This window comes from Ensifer adhaerens (genome assembly GCF_028993555.1).
Classification (GTDB): domain Bacteria; phylum Pseudomonadota; class Alphaproteobacteria; order Rhizobiales; family Rhizobiaceae; genus Ensifer; species Ensifer adhaerens_I.
In genome coordinates, this window is the sequence record NZ_CP118610.1 from 2,477,145 (window position 1) to 2,494,355 (window position 17,211).

The 17,211-nt window shown below is 64.9% G+C and carries 13 protein-coding genes; 6 read left to right on the plus strand and 7 right to left on the minus strand.

Annotated elements, in window-relative coordinates; all coding sequences use genetic code 11:
• Positions 1–22: 22 nt before the first annotated feature.
• From PWG15_RS12090 to PWG15_RS12115, 6 genes are all read right to left on the minus strand, one after another.
• Entirely contained in the window at positions 23–1,681 is a 1,659-nt protein-coding gene (locus tag PWG15_RS12090; RefSeq protein ID WP_275020015.1) for a thiourocanate hydratase, read from the minus strand.
• 472 nt (positions 1,682–2,153) lie between these two features.
• The gene (locus PWG15_RS12095; protein WP_275020016.1) at positions 2,154–2,483 is read right to left on the minus strand and encodes a TfoX/Sxy family protein; all 330 of its coding nucleotides are present in this window, start codon (positions 2,481–2,483) and stop codon (positions 2,154–2,156) included.
• Between the two features lie 12 nt (positions 2,484–2,495).
• Positions 2,496–3,593 (minus strand): thiohydantoin desulfurase, encoded by a 1,098-nt coding sequence (locus PWG15_RS12100; protein WP_275020017.1) that lies wholly within the window; start codon positions 3,591–3,593, stop codon positions 2,496–2,498.
• A 1-nt stretch (position 3,594) separates the two neighbouring features.
• A complete protein-coding gene (locus PWG15_RS12105; protein ID WP_275020019.1) occupies positions 3,595–4,875 on the minus strand; it encodes a Zn-dependent hydrolase in 1,281 nt (426 codons plus the stop codon).
• Positions 4,872–6,251 carry a hydantoin-5-propionate amidohydrolase gene (locus PWG15_RS12110; protein WP_275020021.1) on the minus strand — a complete coding sequence of 460 codons (1,380 nt, stop codon included), beginning with the start codon at positions 6,249–6,251 and terminating at the stop codon, positions 4,872–4,874. Before PWG15_RS12110 ends, PWG15_RS12105 begins: the two co-directional genes overlap by 4 nt.
• Positions 6,252–6,280: 29 nt before the next feature.
• Positions 6,281–7,819 carry an aromatic amino acid lyase gene (locus tag PWG15_RS12115; protein ID WP_275024412.1) on the minus strand — a complete coding sequence of 513 codons (1,539 nt, stop codon included), beginning with the start codon at positions 7,817–7,819 and terminating at the stop codon, positions 6,281–6,283.
• A 219-nt stretch (positions 7,820–8,038) separates the two neighbouring features.
• Here PWG15_RS12115 and PWG15_RS12120 point away from each other — a divergent pair, with 219 nt between their 5' ends.
• Complete coding sequence (locus PWG15_RS12120; RefSeq protein WP_275020023.1) at positions 8,039–9,265, plus strand: LysR family transcriptional regulator; 1,227 nt, start codon at positions 8,039–8,041, stop codon at positions 9,263–9,265.
• A 48-nt stretch (positions 9,266–9,313) separates the two neighbouring features.
• Here PWG15_RS12120 and PWG15_RS12125 read toward each other — a convergent pair whose 3' ends face one another.
• Positions 9,314–10,285, minus strand: a complete 972-nt coding sequence (locus tag PWG15_RS12125) for a GlxA family transcriptional regulator (protein ID WP_275020025.1) — start codon at positions 10,283–10,285, stop codon at positions 9,314–9,316.
• Between the two features lie 108 nt (positions 10,286–10,393).
• On the opposite strand from PWG15_RS12125, the gene PWG15_RS12130 reads away from it, so the two are divergent.
• From PWG15_RS12130 to PWG15_RS12150, 5 genes are all read left to right on the plus strand, one after another.
• On the plus strand, positions 10,394–11,296 hold the full coding sequence (locus PWG15_RS12130) for a 3-dehydrocarnitine:acetyl-CoA trimethylamine transferase BcoG (protein WP_275020027.1): 903 nt from the start codon (positions 10,394–10,396) through the stop codon (positions 11,294–11,296).
• A gap of 17 nt (positions 11,297–11,313) precedes the next feature.
• Entirely contained in the window at positions 11,314–12,807 is a 1,494-nt protein-coding gene (locus PWG15_RS12135; protein WP_275020030.1) for a carnitine 3-dehydrogenase, read from the plus strand.
• 138 nt (positions 12,808–12,945) lie between these two features.
• The gene (locus tag PWG15_RS12140) at positions 12,946–14,106 is read left to right on the plus strand and encodes an acyl-CoA dehydrogenase family protein (RefSeq protein ID WP_275020032.1); all 1,161 of its coding nucleotides are present in this window, start codon (positions 12,946–12,948) and stop codon (positions 14,104–14,106) included.
• Positions 14,107–14,113: 7 nt separating this feature from the next.
• Complete coding sequence (locus PWG15_RS12145; RefSeq protein ID WP_275020034.1) at positions 14,114–16,171, plus strand: acetate--CoA ligase family protein; 2,058 nt, start codon at positions 14,114–14,116, stop codon at positions 16,169–16,171.
• A gap of 5 nt (positions 16,172–16,176) precedes the next feature.
• Positions 16,177–16,959, plus strand: coding sequence for a carnitinyl-CoA dehydratase (locus PWG15_RS12150; RefSeq protein ID WP_275020036.1), 783 nt, complete (start codon positions 16,177–16,179; stop codon positions 16,957–16,959).
• Positions 16,960–17,211 lie beyond the last annotated feature (252 nt).

Below are 17,211 nucleotides of genomic sequence, written 5' to 3' on the forward strand. Positions count from 1 at the left end.
CTTAGAGCAAAGCCACAGGTCCTTACACCTTCACATGCCCGATGCCCTTGGTGGCGATCTCCTCGAAGCTCTCGTCATAGCCGGCATCGGCATAACGGATCACGCCGAGAGACGTATCGTTGGTGAGCGCATGGTCGAGCCGTTCGTCGGCCTCCACCGTACCGTCGGCAACGACCGTCACGCCGCAGCTCGTCATGTAGCCGGCATAACCACCACCACCGGAATGCACCACCACGAGGTCGGCCATCGAGGAGCAGAGCAGCATGGCGTCGAGAAGCGGCCAGTCGGCGATCGCGTCCGATCCATCCTTCATCCGCTCGGTCATGATGTTCGGATGCGCCATGGCGCCAGCATCGAGGTGGTCGCGGGAAAAGGCGATCGGCCCCTTGAGCTCGCCGGATGCCACCAGTTCGTTGACGCGCCGCGCCAGTGCGGTGCGCTCACCGTGGCCGAGCCAGGCGATGCGCGCCGGCAAGCCCTCGAAGGGGATATGCTCACGCGCAAGCCTGACCCAGTTGGTGACGATCCGGTTGTCCGGGAACATGTCCAGAAGCAGATTGTCGATGCGGGCGATGTCGCTTTCTTCGCCCGAAAGCGCCATCCAGCGGAAGGGGCCGATGGCGCGCGCAAAGAGCGGACGCAGATAGGCTTCGGTGAAGATCGGAATGTCGAAGGCGTTGGCAACGCCGCCCTCGCGCGCCTGGGTGCGGATGAGGTTGCCGTTGTCGAAGACTTCCGCGCCTTTCTGCTGGAAGTCGAGCATCGCCTTCACGTGCTCGACGATCGAGGCGCGGCTTGCCGCCATCAACTGCCCCTGGCCATCGTCGCGCAGCGACTTCACCTGGTCGAGGCTCATGCCCTTCGGCACATAGCCGTAGACGAGATCATGTGCCGAGGTCTGGTCGGTCACCACATCGGGCACGATGCCGCGCCGCGCGATCTCCGGATAGATTTCGGCCGCATTGCCGACGAGGCCGACGGAAAGCGCCCGCTTGTCCTTCACCGCCGCATCGATCATCGAGAGTGCCGCGTCGAGATCCGGCGCGATCTCCTGCAGATAGCCGATCTCCCGGCGTTTCTTCGCCCGTTCCGCATCGATATCGACGCAGAGGATCGCCGCCCCCGCCATGCGGCCGGCAAGCGGCTGCGCCCCGCCCATGCCGCCGAGCCCCGCCGTCAGCACGAAGCGGCCGGAGAGATCGCCGCCGAAGCGGCGCTCGGCGATGCGCATGAAGATCTCGTAGGTTCCCTGGATCACACCCTGGCTGCCGATATATTGCCAGGCGCCGGCCGTCAGCCCGCCCCAGCAGATCAACCCTTTCCGCTGCAACTCGTAGAACACTTCGGCCTTCGCCCACTGGCCGACGATGTTGCAATTGGCCATGATGACCAGCGGCGCCTTGGCATGGGTCTTCAACAGTCCCACCGGCTTGCCCGACTGGATGATCAGCGTCTGGTCCTCGTCCATCTCGATCAAAGTCTTGACGATGGCCCGATGCGCTGGCCAGTTGCGCGCCGCCTTGCCGAGCGCCGCATAGACGACGAGATTGTCCGGATCCTCGCCGACCGAAAGCACGTTTTCCAAGAGCCGCAGCAGCGCTTCCTGCCGCCAGCCCTTGGCGCGCAACTCAGGCCCGCCGGGGATCGGAAAGTTCGGGTGACGGGGATTGGCCTTGGGCATGGTGTCGTTCCTCTTTGTTGTGTCGGTGAGCGGTGTGGGCGGCCCTCTCACTTACGGCTGCGGGGTGGTTGCCCCTCTCATTCATGGTGGCGGAGGTAACGGCCTCCTCTGATTCATGGCGGCGGAGGTCGCTGCCCGTCTCGTTTATCGTGGCTGGAGTTCGCCGCCCCCTTGCATTTGTGCGTCGCAGGTGGCGGCCCCTCACGCTTGTGGTGACGGGCGACAACGGCCCCTCACCCTAACCCTCTCCCCGCTTGCGGGGAGAGGTGATCGCGTTGTGCTCGCCGCGCCGACCCACACCACCGCGACATTCCGAGTCCTGTAATGGCTGCGCAAATGCTCAGTACTTGCCACACGCTCTGCAGCTAGCCGCCGACCTCGTCCCCTCTCCCCGCAAGCGGGGGAGGGTCAGGGTGAGGGGCAAATCACCAACCCTCCTTGGTGAGGTGATGGCGAACCCGCCCGCACAAGTTCACTTCGGCGGCAACGTCTCCACGAACGCGATCGCCCCATCGAGCAGCCGCTTGCGCAAGCCATCGTCGCCATAGGCCTCCGCCCCTGCCCGCACCCAGCCGTGCATCGCTCGCCCGTTCATCACCATCAGCTCGATGTCGGGCAGATCGAGCGCCCAGCCGTCATTGCCCTTGCCGATCCGGACAAGCAGCGAACCCTCGCGCGCACCACAAAGCAGGTTGCCATGAAGCAGATAGGCCCAGCCGCCGAACATTGCCTTCTCCGAGAGCCCGGCGCGATCGCCGAGTTCTTCGCGGATCAGCTCTTCCAGTCCGGCATCGCGCGCCATCGCTCCGTCCCGTCAGGTCCGGCCGGAAAGCGCGTAGCGGGCAAGCTCGATGCCCATGGCTTTCTCCACCGAGGGGTAAACCGTCGGGTCGAGCACACTGGAGGACAGCGGGATCACCGTCTTCGGCACATGCAGAACGAAGATCTTCATGCCCACCTGCAACTGCCCGACGCTCAGAGGTTCGCCCTCCGGCGACAGCGTGGTGATGACGTCGGGGAAGGTCGCGAGCCTTTGGCCTTCCGCAGAGTCAACCGCCATATACTCGTTCATCACGTGCAATACCGTCGAGTCAGTGCCCTTCCCCAGCGTCACCGTGCCGATATCGAAGGCTTCCTTGGTGTAGACGACGGATTTGTCGGTGATCGTGCCTCCGGCAAGGATCGCGCCATTGGTGGTCTTGACGATCGCATCGATGATGGCGCTGCCGCCTCTGGCCTCGGCCGCAATGATCGCCTCGCCCAGCGCCAGCGCCAGCGAGATGCCGCCGAGTGCCGCGTTGTCCCGGACGTATGATGCGCGCACCGGATTGCGGCACGAGGCGATGAAGCCGCCCGACATGTCGGACGCGGTACGCAGGACCGGCGAGACCTTGGCGGTGGCGCCGCGCACCACCAGCTCGATGTAGCGGTTCTCCTCGCGGTTTCCGCCGACGGCCGTCTGGATCATCGGCTCGGGCGAGCCGGCAAGGCCGATCGAGCCCATGTCGCCGGTCGGATGCGCACGAATGTCGCCGACCGCGTCCACCACCTTGGTGCCGAGGATTGCCGAGGGCAGCCAGCCGTTGAGCGTCGAGGACTTGCCGTTCTGGCCGATGATCAGGCCCGAGAGCTTCTCGCCAAGCGCCTCCTGCAGAAGCTGCACCGCCTTGACGTAGTCGACGCCGCGCATTTCCCATGGCGTGGTCGAGGCCGGCGCACCGATGGCCGCCGCCGTCGCCACCCAGTCGTCGGCGTTAAGCTCGTCGATCGACACCAGTTCCGGCTTGCCGATCGAGACCGCGGCATAGCCGAGCATGCGCCCATGATCGGCCCACCCGCCACCGCCGGCGGCATAGACCGACCCGCCCTTGACCGCCGCCTCGACGTCCTTTTCCTTCAGTATCCGGCCCATGTCACACCTTCTCCTGCAATCTCTTATCGAGCCTCTTCACCGCGTCGAAGAGAACGGCGGCGCCAAGCGCGATGTCGTCGTTTTCGGCCCATTCCTCGGGCGCATGCGACCGTCCGCCGAGGCAGGGAATGAAGATCATCGCCGAGCGGGTGATGCGCCCCATCCAGGCTGTGTCATGCCCGGCGCCGGACGCCATGCGCCGGTGCTTCGCGCCGATCGCGTCGCAGCTGTCTTCCAGTGTCGAAAGCAGCAGCGCATCGCCCGGCGTCGGGTGGTTGTCGGAAATCACATTGGCGGGCGCGATCGCCACGCCCGATGCCTCGGCAACGCTCCCGCAAAGCGGCCCAAGCTCAGCGAGGAACCGCTCCATCTGCGGCCTGAGCTCGGCGCGGGCGTCGATCAGCAGCCGCACGCGCGACGGCACGACGTTGGCGGCATTCGGTTCGATCGCGAATTCGCCGACCGTCGCGGTGAAATGCCCTTCGCCTTTGGAAAGCTCTGTTGCCAGCCGCTCGATCTCCAGCACCAGCCGGGAGGCCGCGACCAGCGCATCGCGCCGGTGACCCATCGGCGTCGTGCCGGCGTGATCGGCCTGTCCCTCGACGATGATCTCGATGCGGGTGATGCCGGAGATCGCGGTGACGACGCCGATATCCAGACGGCCGGTTTCGAGCACCGGCCCCTGCTCGATGTGCAATTCCAGAAACGCCTTGATGTCCGAACGCTTCGAGCCCGACAGCCGCGACGGGTCGCCGCCGACTTCGACGATGCCCTGGCGCAGGCTCAAATCACCCTGCGTCCGGCTCAGCCAGCCATCCGGCAAAACGCCCGCCATGCCGCGGCTGCCGACGCAGGAGACGCCGAAGATCGACACTTCCTCGGCGAGGAAATCGACGATCTCCAGGTCATGATCGAGTTCGATGCCGTTATCGGTCAAGGCGCGTGCCACTTCGAGCGCCGCCGCCACCCCAGCAATACCGTCGAAACGGCCGCCATCCGGCACCGTGTCGGAATGGGAGCCGAGCAGGATGGTGCCGAGCGCCGACTTTTTGCCCTTGCGCCTGCCGATCAGGTTGCCGGCGGCATCGATCCGGGTTTCGAGGCCTGCCGCACGGAAGCGCCGGTCGAGAAAGGCGCGGCCTTCGAGGAAGAGCGGCGTGAAGGCGCGGCGCGTATAGGGCCGGTCCGGCTCGGTGATCCCCGCAAGGCCATTGACGATGCCGGCGATGCGGCTGGCATTCACAGGCAGATTGGTCGGGACATTTTGAGCAGCCTTGCTCATTTCGCCTCCTGCAAGGTCAAGGTCGGCAGCGGCCGGACAAATTGGCCGACGCCGGGTTCGGCCAGAACCTGCCGGCCATCGAAGGCAAGCCTTCCGCGCAGATACGTCGCCGATACCCGCCAGGGCAGCCGGATGCCGTTATAGGGCGACCAGCCGACGACGTTGTGACCGCTTGTCGCCGCATCATAGACATAGGGCTCGGGCGTCATGACGATGATATCGGCATCCTTGCCGGCTTCCAGCGCGCCTTTCTGGTGGTCGAGGCGGAAATGCCGCGCCGGGTTCAGCGTCATCAGTTCGGCTGCCCGCGTCAATGGGATGCCACGCTCCAGCGCACCCTTGACGAAAAGCGGCACCATGACTTCGAGACCGGGCACGCCCGAGGCATTGGCCAGCATGTCCGGATTGGTCTTGCGGTCTTCCGACCAGCTGACGTGATCGGTCGAGACCATCGTCACCGTGCCATCGGCCACGTGCCGCCAGAGCTTTTCCACCTCGGCGCGCGGCCGGATCGGCGGATTGATCTTGGCCTTGCCGCCGAGCCGGCGGACGTCGTTTTCCTCGTCGAGCGTCAGATAGTGGATGCAGCACTCGATCGTCGCGGCATGTCCTTGCGCGCGGTAAGCGGCAGCAATCTCATAGCCGCGGCCGAGTGAGCAATGCACCACATGCGCCGGGCATCCGGTGGCCGCACCCGTCTCGTAGATCTGGTTGGTGGCAAGAAGTTCCGTCAGAGGCGGACGCGACAGCCCATGGGCGCGGTAGTCGGTGATCCCGCCTGCCTTGACCTTGTCGATCGCGGCACGCACCGCCTCGTCATCCTCGTTGTGGACGCCGGCGGCAAGCCCGGTTGGCGCAATTGCCCGGAAGCAGTCTTCGAGAAGCGCGGCCGGAATGCGCGGAAAGCGTTTCGGATCGGTGCCGAAGGTGGAGAATTTGAAGGCGGCGACACCCGCTTCGACCATCTCGCCGATGCGCGCCGGCCCCTCCTCGGGATCAACGGTGCCATAGAGCGCGAAATCGACGCGCGCCTGCGGCCCTGCATGGTCGATCTTGCGGCGCAAAGCCTCAGCCGAGCAGACGAGATTGCCCTCGTCATAGGGCATGTCGACGATGGTGGTAACGCCGCCGGCCGCTGCCGAGCGGGTCGACCAGATGAAATCCTCCTGATTCTTCTGCGACAGCGAGTGCACCTGCGCATCGACCGCACCGGGTAAGATCAGCGCGTTGCCCAGATCATGCCGCTCGCGCGCCGCCGGTGCCGCCCCCTGCCCGACATGCACCACCTTGCCGTCGCGAACCGCCACATGGCCGCCCTCAACGATCCGGTGCGGGAGAACGACGGTGCCTTTCAGAACGAGATCGAAATCGGACATGCTGTTCTCCCAATTGGATCACGCGTGGGTTACTTTCCGAGCGCGAAGAAGTCGTCGAATTCCGGCATCGGCGCGGTGGCAACGAAGGAGCGCAACAGGTCGTGGCAGGTAAACGCGTCCTGCAGCGCCTCGATCTCCTTCGAGAGCGGCCGGTCCTTGAGATAGATAGGGCTGACCGAGCGGGTCTGGTCATAGGCGCGCTTGACGACGCCTTGCGGCTGGTCGCCAACGAGGTCGATCGCCTGGGCCGACAGCATCGCCTCGATGGCGGCGAGCTGACGCAGGTCGCGCACCTGCGTTTCCATGCGCTCGACGATCAGCGGCAGGAAGGTTGCTTCCTCTTCGAGACCACCGGCAACCACGATCGATTGCGCCGAAAGCGGTACGGCGAGCGACTGCACCCGCATGTAGAGCTCGACGGCAAGCTTCATCAGCGGGCCGAGCCCCGTTGCCACCTCGCCGGGCGCCACGAGATTGACCGAGAGATTGCGGCGCCCGCCGTTCGACAGCAGGATGCAACGGTTCAAGACGTTGCGTGCTGCATGCGAAAAGGCGATCTGCGCCGCTTCGATATAGAGCGTCGTCGTCAGCGGCAGTGACGCGCCGGAGGAATGGACCTGCCCGCCAAGCACGACGGGGTTGTCGTCGGAGAGATAGGTCTGCTCCATCAGCCGGCCGGCTGCGACCAGCAACGTATCGACGACCGCGCCGAACACCTGGGCCGTCATGCGCAGGCTCAAGGGATCGTGGATTGCCGTCGGCACTGGCCAGTCGGCAACGCCGGACTGACCATAGAGCCAGGAGCCGACCAATGCCTCGCCCCGGGTCGACAATGTCGCCGCCACCCGCCAGGGATCGGCGGACGCACCAAGCGCCAGCGACGACATCACGCCGGTGACGAGCAGCACACGGATCGCCGATGCCGCCTCGCGCAGGACGTTGGTGGCGGCGGCAAAGGCGATGGCATTGACGCTGAGCGCCGCCAGCGCGTCGCGCGGCTGCATGATGAAGGGATCCAGCCCCGCTTCGGCAAGCGCAGTTTCGGCCGAGACGAGCCGCCCCTGGTAATAGGCCTCGCCGACGCCCGTCAGCACCGAGGCGATCTGCCCCATCAGGCCGATGTCGGCGCAGCCCATCGAGCCGTGACGGCGCACGGCCGGAATGATGTCGGCTTCGAGCAGCGAAAGGAAAGCCCGGATCAGCTCCGGGCTGCAGCCGGTGTGGCCGCGCATCGCGGTGTTGACGCGGATGGCGATCGCCATCCGCACGATCGCCGGCGCGAAGAACTCGCCGGTTCCGAAATGGTGGGCGCGCACCAGCGAATTGTTGAATTCCGCGAGGTCACCGGCGGTCCACAGCCGGTCCTTCATCGAGCCGACGCCGGTGTTGGAGCCATAAACGGGCAGCCCCATCGCGATGCGGTCGGCGATTACCTTGTGGGCGGCGTCCACCCGCTCCATGCCGCCATCGTCCGCCACAGGCCGCGCCCGTCCTGCGCCGATTTCCCCGAGCGTCGCGAAGTCGAGCGGTTTCCCGCAGAGAACGATGGTTTTGACCTGTTGCAGCATGCCGGACACGAACCTTTCCGCGCGTCGCGCCTCGACCTCGAGACTGCCCGCGGATGCCTGGATTTACACGCAACCGCCGCTCGAAAACGTCCGGATGCTTGATGCATGCTATGCGCTTATCGCCCGCTCGTGCTATATCCCAAATCTGGAACAAGTGATGCCGGATTGTGGACACGCAATCGGCGCGCGTGGCCGCTCGTTCGGCAAGAGGACCGCCCGATGGACCTGGCAACGATCGTGATCGTCGATGCGGTACTGCGTGAAGGCGGTATCCGCGCGGCCGCAGTCCGCTGCCAGCGGGCGCCATCAAGCGTCAGCGCTGCGGTCAAGAGGTTCGAGCAGGCGGTCTCCATGCCCCTCTTCCGGCGAGAGGGTGCCGCTCTCATCCTCACACTCGAAGCCCGCACGCGTTCCACCGACATCGGACAGGCGACGGCCAAAATCGCGGCGATTCTTGCCGCGGTGGGCCGGGACGTGCCCGCGCCACCGATCGGCCTCGTGGCACTCGATCGATTCGTCCGGATCGCCCGCTCCGGCAGCATCCGCGCAACGGCCAAGGCGCTCAGCCTCGGCCAGCCGCAACTGACGCGCCAGATCGCGGATCTCGAACGCCATCTCGGCGTCCGGCTGTTCGAGCGATTTCATGGCGGCATCCTGACAACGGCAACCGCCGAGCGGATCATCCCTCTCGTCGAAGCGCTGCTCGATATCTGGGCGCGGCTGACGCATGCCTCTGCCGATCGCTTCCGCCGCGACGTTGCCACCTGGCGCCTCGGCGCCGTCATGCCGCTTGGTCCGGAAAGCGAGATCGCCCGCATGCTGGCGGCGCTGCTGGCCAACTGGCACCGCAGCCGCCCGCGCCAGCCATTGTTCATTTCCAGCACCACGGCCGACGAGCTCCTGGCCGGGCTTCGCAGCCGCCGCTTCGATGCGGCGCTGCTCGATGTCGCCGAAATTCCCGCCGATTGCGACGGACGGCTGGTATCGCAGACACCGCTGGTGCTGGCCGGCCCCGCGTCCGCCCTTTTCGAAATGGGCGGTGATCTGCCACGGCTGCTCGCCACCTGCCCGATCGCCGTGCCCAGCGTCAGGAGCGGTCTGCGGCGGGAAGCCGCGCGCTTCCTCGACGACACGCTTGATGAAGCCGAACGGCGGCGCATCACGCTGGTCGAGGTCGATTCCATTCCTGTCATCATCAACCTCGTCGGCCAGCACGGCTACCTCTCGGTGCTGCCGGAAACCTCGCTCTCCCGCATGCACAGCCCGCCGGCAATGATCCGACTGGGCGCCGCCTACCGGCAATCCCTGACGCTCGCCTGGCCGCGTGTTGCTCTTTCGGGCGAAATCGGCGACCTGATGATCTCCATGATGCGGGCGGGCGCACAGACCCAGGAACGGCCGTCCTCGGTGGAATCAGTTTCCGACCTTCCCGCACCAAAGCCCTGAAACGAATCCGCAAACCGCCCTTCTTGAATCACTGCGCGAGGAACGATCTCAGGTCTTCAGTTTCAGCCGCCGGCGGGTCTCGCTCGGGCTTTCGCGGTAATGCGCGCGGTAGCTGCGCGAGAAGGACGACGACGAATTGAAGCCGGAGATCGCGGCGATGTCGGCAAATTCCAGACGCGTCTCGATCACCTTGCGCCGCGCCGCATTGAGACGCAGCGCCAGGTAATGCTCGTGCGGCGCAACGCCCATCGTGTCACGAAAGAGGTCCTGCAGATGGCGCGTGCTGACGCCAATGCGACGGGCAAGCCGCGCCAGCGTCAAGGGCGCCTCCACCGTTTCCTCCATCAATTTCACGGCCGCGCCGACGCGCGGATCAAGGATGCGCATGTTGCCGATCGCCGGCATCTGCAGCAGGTCGCCGCGGGTGCGCTCCTGCTCGTAGATGAACAGGCGCGAGACTTCGAGCGCCAGCGAATAGCCATGCGCCCGACGAATGAGCTCCAGCATCAGGTCGAGCGTCGGCAGGGATCCGCCTGTGGTAATGCGCTTGCCGTCGATGACGAAGCGCTCGCGCACCATCGTCACCTGCGGATAGCTGGTGGTGAAGTCCTCGAAATCCTCCCAGTGGGTCGTCGCTCTGAAATTGTCGAGCAGGCTGGTTTCGGCAAGCAGCCAGGAACCCGATTCGATGCCGGCCATCAGTTCACGGTGCCGGGCGGTCTGCGACAGGAGCATCTTCAACTGCGAGGTGGCGCTGCGCTCCCAGTTGTAGCTGGAGAGGATGAAGAGAGGTGATGTCTCGCGCTGCGGCCGAAAGGCACCCGAGACCGGAATGGGAATGCCGCTCTTCGTCTCGATCGGTTCGCCATCCGGGCTGTAGATCGTCCAGTCGTAGAGCGGTCTCCCGGCGATGCGGTTGGCGGCGCGCATCGGCTCGATGACCGAGGCGACGAGGATCAGATTGGTCTCCGGCAGCACCAGGATATCGACGTGCTGCACCTGCGAAACGTTCTGATCCATGCCCAAACTTCTCCGCCCCATCGCCGATAATGTATAAGATGAAGCCGATAATGAAAAGCAGTGCAGTCTTTCTTGGCTCGTAATGGGGTCAATAAAAGGGAGACAGCAATGCCGCTCAGCATGAACCGCGAGGTATTCATCACCTGTGCCGTCACCGGCTCGGGAGACACCGTTTCTAAATCCAGCCACGTTCCGATCACGCCGAAACAGATCGCCGAAGCGGCGGTCGAGGCGGCCAAGGCGGGTGCTGCCGTGATCCACTGCCACGTTCGCGATCCGGAGACCGGCGCGCCGTCCCGCAGGCTCGATCTCTACCGGGAAGTGACCGACCGCATCCGCTCCGCCGATATCGACATCGTCTTGAACCTGACCGCCGGAATGGGCGGCGACCTAGTGTTCGGCAATGTCGAAAGCCCCCTGCCCGTCAACGAGAAATTCACCGACATGGCCGGCGCCACCGAACGCGTCGCCCATGTCGCCGAATGTCTGCCGGAGATCTGCACGCTCGACTGCGGCACCATGAACTTCTCGCTGGGCGATTATGTCATGACCAACACGCCGTCGATGCTGCGCGAAATGGCCCGCCAGATGACCGCCCTTGGCGTGCGCCCCGAAATCGAAGCCTTCGACACCGGCCACCTCTGGTTCGCCAAGCAGCTCGCCGAAGAAGGCCTGATCGAGGATCCGGTGCTGATCCAGCTCTGCATGGGCATTCCGTGGGGCGCGCCTGATGACCTCAACACCTTCATGGCGATGGTCAACAACGTGCCCGCCAACTGGACCTTCTCGGCCTTCTCGATCGGCCGCAACGCGCTTGCCTATCCGGCAGCGGCGGTCCTTGCCGGCGGCAACGTCCGCGTCGGCCTCGAAGACAACCTTTATATCGGCAAGGGTCAGCTCGCCACCAACGGCCAGCTCGTTGAAAAGGCCGTCGGCGTCATCGAGGGCATGGGCGCCAAGATCATCGGACCGAAAGAGGTCCGCGAGAAACTGAAGCTGACGAAGCGCTGAGCAGGGACAGAACAATCATGAGCTTTATCACCAAAGCAGCCTGTGTCGGCGGCGGCGTCATCGGTGGCGCCTGGGTGGCGCGCTTCGCGCTTGCCGGCATCGACGTAAAGATCTTCGATCCGCATCCGGAAGCCGAACGCATCATCGGCGAAGTCATGGCCAATGCCGAGCGCGCCTATGCGATGCTCACAATGGCGCCGCTGCCGCCGAAGGGAAAACTCACCTTCTGCAAGAGCATCGAGGAAGCGGTCGAAGGTGCTGACTGGATTCAGGAAAGCGTGCCGGAACGGCTGGAACTGAAGCGCGGCGTCATCACCAAGATCGACGCGGCCGCAAGGCCGGATGCGTTGATCGGCTCCTCCACCTCGGGTCTGCTTCCCTCCGATCTCCAGTCCGAGATGCACCACCCCGAACGCATGTTCGTGGCGCATCCCTATAACCCCGTCTACCTCCTGCCGCTGGTCGAACTCGTCGGTGGCAAGAAGACGAGCAAAGCGACGATCGAGCGCGCCATGTTGGGCGTCGAGCAGATCGGCATGAAGGGCGTCGTCATCGCCAAGGAGATCGAGGCCTTCGTCGGCGACCGCCTGCTCGAAGCTCTGTGGCGCGAGGCGCTCTGGCTGATCCAGGACGACATCTGCGATACCGAGACGCTCGACAACGTCATGCGTTACTCCTTCGGCATGCGCTGGGCGCAAATGGGCCTGTTCGAGACCTACCGCATCGCCGGTGGCGAGGCCGGCATGCGCCACTTCCTCGCCCAGTTCGGTCCGTGCCTCAAATGGCCGTGGACGAAGTTTACCGATGTCGTCGACCTCGATGATGCGCTGGTCGAAAAGATCGGCGCCCAGTCGGACGCGCAGGCCGCCGGCCGCTCGATCCGCGAACTCGAGCGCATCCGCGACGAAAACCTCGTCGGCATCATGCATGCGCTGAAATCAGGCAATGGCGGCGAAGGCTGGGGTGCGGGCAAGCTGCTCGCCGATTTCGAAGCCAAGCTCTGGGCGAACGCCAAGAAGCCGGAAGCCGACCTCGGCGACGTCAAGCCGCTGCGCATCGTCGACACCAAGGTCAGTGCTGCCTGGGTCGACTACAACGGCCACATGACCGAGCACCGCTATCTCCAGGTCTTCGGCGACACGACCGACGGCCTGCTGCGCCTGATCGGCGTCGATCTCGACTATGTGCGCGACGGCCACAGCTACTACACGGTCGAGACCCATATCCGGAACCTCGGCGAGGCCAAGCTCGGCGACGCCCTCTATTCGACCTGCCAGGTGCTCTCCTCCGATGAGAAGCGCCTGCACATCTTCTCGACGATCTACAACGCCGAGACCAACGAGGCGGTCGCAACCGCAGAACAGATGGCGCTGCATGTCGACAGCAAGGCCGGCAAGGCGGTGCCTGCACCGGCGCACGTGCTGAGCAAGCTCGCCGCCATTGCCGAAGCGCATGCGCAACTGCCGGCACCGGACGGTGTAGGCCGCTTCGTCGGCCAGAAGCGCGCCTGACCGCAACAGCGGCAGGCAACCAACAAGCAGCTTCGCCACCGGCGGCGGGGCTGCGCACCGCAAGGAAGGGAGGCTTGAGGAGGCATATCTCTTTTGCGGCATGGACGTCAGCGGCGCGAAAACGAGGGGTAGAGAACAATGAATTTCGCACTGACCGAAGAACAGCAGATGATCGTCGACACGGTCAGGAGCTTCGTCGAAACGGAAATCTATCCGCACGAGGACGAGGTCGAGCGAACGGGTATCGTGCCGCGCGAGCTTGGCCAGGAAATCGCCCGCAAGTGCAAGGAGATCGGTTTCTTCGGCTGCAACTTCCCCGAAGAAGTCGGCGGCGCCGGCCTCGACCACACCTCCTTTACCCTCGTCGAGCGCGAGCTTGGCCGCGGCTCCATGGGCCTCACCGTATTCTTCGGTCGCCCCTCGGGCATCCTGATGGCCTGCAATGCCGAGCAGCGCGAGAAGTATCTGCTGCCCGCGGTCAAGGGCGACAAGTTCGATGCACTCGCCATGACAGAGCCGGATGCCGGCTCCGACGTGCGCGGCATGAAGTGTTTTGCCCGCAAGGACGGCGACGACTGGATCGTCAACGGTACCAAGCATTTCATCAGCCATGCCGACATCGCCGATTTCGTCATTGTCTTCATCGCGACGGGTGAAGAGGACACGCCACGCGGCCCGAAGAAGAAGATCACCTGTTTCCTCGTCGACCGCGGCACGCCCGGCTTCGAGATCCGCAAGGGTTACAACTCCGTTTCCCACCGTGGCTACAACAACTGCATCCTGACCTTCGACGATTGCCGCCTGCCCTCGTCCCAGATCCTCGGCGAGGTGCACAAGGGTTTTGACGTCGCCAACGACTGGCTGTTTGCCACCCGCCTCACGGTGGCGGCAACCTCGGTCGGCCGCGCGCGTCGCGCCTTCGACTATGCGCTCAACTATGCCGCCGACCGCAAGCAATTCGGCAAGCCGATCGGCGCCAATCAGGGCGTCTCCTTCAAGCTCGCCGACATGATCACCGAGATCGACGCCGCCGATCTCCTGACGTTGTCGGCCGCCTGGCGGCTCGACAACGGCCTGCCGTCGAACCGCGAGATCGCGTCCGCCAAGGTCTTTGCCACCGAGATGCTTGCCCGCGTCACCGACGAGGCGATCCAGATCTTCGGCGGCATGGGCCTGATGGACGACCTGCCGCTCGCCCGCTTCTGGCGCGACGCCCGCGTCGAGCGCATCTGGGACGGCACATCGGAGATCCAGCGCCACATCATCAGCCGTGACCTGCTTCGGCCGCTGGGAGCGTGATCGGCCGATGACCCGCTCCCTCGACCGCCTGATCCGCCCGCGCTCGATCGCCGTCTTCGGCGGCAAGGAAGCGCGGCGCGTCATCGAACAATGCGACAAGATGGGTTTTACCGGCGAGATCTGGCCGGTGCACCCGCGCGAGGCCGAGATCCTCGGCCGCAAGTGCTACCGCTCCGTTGCCGAACTGCCCAGCGCACCGGATGCCTCCTTCGTCGGTGTCAACCGGCAGCTGACGATCGACATCATTCGCGATCTCTCTGCCCGCGGCTCAGGCGGCGCCGTCTGCTACGCCTCCGGCTTTCGCGAGGCGGCCAGCGAACTTGACGACGGCAACGACATGCAGGAGGCGCTGGTGCTGGCTGCCGGCGCCATGCCGATCGTCGGACCGAATTGCTACGGCTTCATCAACATGCTTGACGGCGCCCTGCTCTGGCCGGACCAGCACGGCATGCAGCGCGTCGAAAAGGGCGTTGCGATCCTGACGCAATCCTCCAACATCGCCTGCAACATCTCGATGCAGACGCGCGGCCTGCCGCTCGCCTATGTCATGACCGCCGGCAACCAGGCGCAGACGGGCTTGTCCGACATCGCCTGCGCCGTGCTTGAGGATCCGCGCGTCACCGCCGTCGGCCTGCATATCGAAGGCTTCGACAGCGTGGCCGCCCTCGAGCGGCTGGCGACGCGAGCACGCGAACTCGGCAAGCCCGTCGTTACGCTGAAGGTCGGCAAGTCGGAAGCAGCCCAGCTTGCCACCGTCTCGCACACCGCGTCGCTTGCCGGCAACGACCGTGTCTCCTCGGCGCTGCTTGCCCGCCTCGGCATCGGCCGCGTCGACACCTTGCCCGCCCTGTTGGAAACGCTGAAGCTGCTGCATGTGGCAGGCCCGCTCGACAGCCGCGACATTTCCTCGATGAGCTGCTCCGGCGGTGAGGCCTCGCTGATGGCGGATGCCGGCGAGCGCTACCGGGTCAACTACCGCCCGCTGCGCGACGAGCAAAAGAAGCCCCTGAAGGACGCGCTCGGCGAGATGGTGACCATCGCCAACCCGCTCGACTACCACACCTTCGTCTGGGGCAACCGCGAGAAGCAGACGACCGCTTTCACCGCCATGATGAAGGGCGGTTATGCGATCAATCTGCTCGTGCTCGACTTCCCCCGCCTTGACCGCTGCGACCCGGCCGACTGGGAGACCACCTGCCATGCGGTGATCGACGCGGCACGGGCGACCGGCGCCCGCGCCGGTATCGTCGCAAGCCTCGGCGAGAACATGCCGGAGGCAACCGCCCTCTTCCTGATGAAGGCAGGCGTCGTACCCTTCTTCGGCATCGAGGAGGCACTGGCTGCGATCGAGACCGCGGCTGACATCGGCGCTGTCTGGGCAAGGCCCGTCCCGCCGCGTCTGCTCGACGGCGGCGGTAGCGCCGCTGGCGAACCCATAACGCTCAGCGAGCATCAGGCCAAATTGGAGCTTGCTGCCGCCGGCCTCGCCGTGCCGAAGGGCAAGACCGCGGCAACCGCCGAAGAGGCCGCAGCGGCTGCCGAAGCGCTCGGTTTCCCGGTCGTGCTGAAAGGCCTCGGTGTCGCTCACAAGACCGAAGCGGGTGCCGTGAAGCTCAACCTTTCAAGCCGCGACGAAGTACACGCGGCGGCTGAGGCCATGGCCGCGGTCGCCTCGGGCTATCTGGTCGAGAAGATGGTCGCCAAACCCGTTGCCGAACTCATCATCGGCGCCATGCGCGATCCGGTCGCCGGCCCCGTGCTGACGATCGGCGCCGGCGGCATCCTCGTGGAACTGCTCGACGATTCCGCCATCCTGACGCTGCCGACGACGCCGGAAGCGATCCGCGAGGCGATCGGCGGGCTGAAGATCCACAAGCTCATCGACGGCTATCGCGGCGCTCCGGCCGGCGATTTCGCTGCATTGACCGACGCTGTCGCCGCAGCGGCATCCTATGTCGTTGCAAACGCTTCGAATCTCGAAGAACTCGATATCAATCCATTGATGGTGTTGCCGAACGGCCAGGGTGCCGTTGCCGCCGACGCTCTCATTCGCCGGAGGAACTGACCCTCATGACCGGACCGATCCTTACACGCCGCGAAGGCGGCATTCTCGAAGTCACGATCGACCGGCCGAAGGCCAATGCCATCGATCTCGCGACCAGCCGGGTGATGGGCGAAATCTTCCGCGACTTCCGCGACGACGACAGCCTGCGTGTCGCGATCATCACCGGCGCCGGCGAGAAATTCTTCTGTCCGGGATGGGACTTGAAGGCGGCTGCCGACGGTGACGCGGTCGACGGCGACTATGGCGTCGGCGGTTTCGGCGGCATGCAGGAGTTGCGTGACCTCAACAAGCCGATCATCGCCGCCGTCAATGGCATCTGCTGCGGCGGCGGCCTAGAGATCGCGCTTTCGACCGACCTGATCCTGGCCGCCGAACACGCCACTTTCGCGCTGCCCGAGATCCGCTCCGGCACGGTTGCGGATGCCGCCTCGATCAAGCTGCCGAAGCGCATCCCCTACCACATCGCCATGGACATGCTTTTGACCGGCCGCTGGCTCGACGTGGCCGAAGCGCATCGTTGGGGTTTCGTCAACGAGATCCTGCCGGCAAGCAAATTGATGGAACGCGCCTGGGAGCTCGCGCGCCTGCTCGAAAGCGGCCCGCCACTGGTCTATGCCGCGATCAAGGAAGTGGTCCGTGCCGCCGAGGGCGAAGCATTCCAAACGACCATGAACAAGATCACCCAACGACAGTTCAAGACGGTCGACGTTCTCTATTCGAGCGAAGACCAGCTGGAGGGCGCACGCGCCTTCGCCGAGAAGCGCGACCCCGTGTGGAAGGGTCGCTAAAGCGGGGTGAAGAATGTGGGCAGTTTTTTGCCCGCGTTACGCCTTGAGCAGTACCCGCCAACCCTTGGCGGCGCAGGCAACAGAGCCGGACAACCGGCATCGGGACGTGACGAGACGCGCGGGCAACATCGCGCGCCATTGAACACGCATCCATAAGCCTAGCTTATGGAAATAAATTGTAATTTAGGGCGTTACAAGAACCGTTCCAGCGATTACGCTTATCGATCTGAACGAGACGCGCCCGGTCGAAGG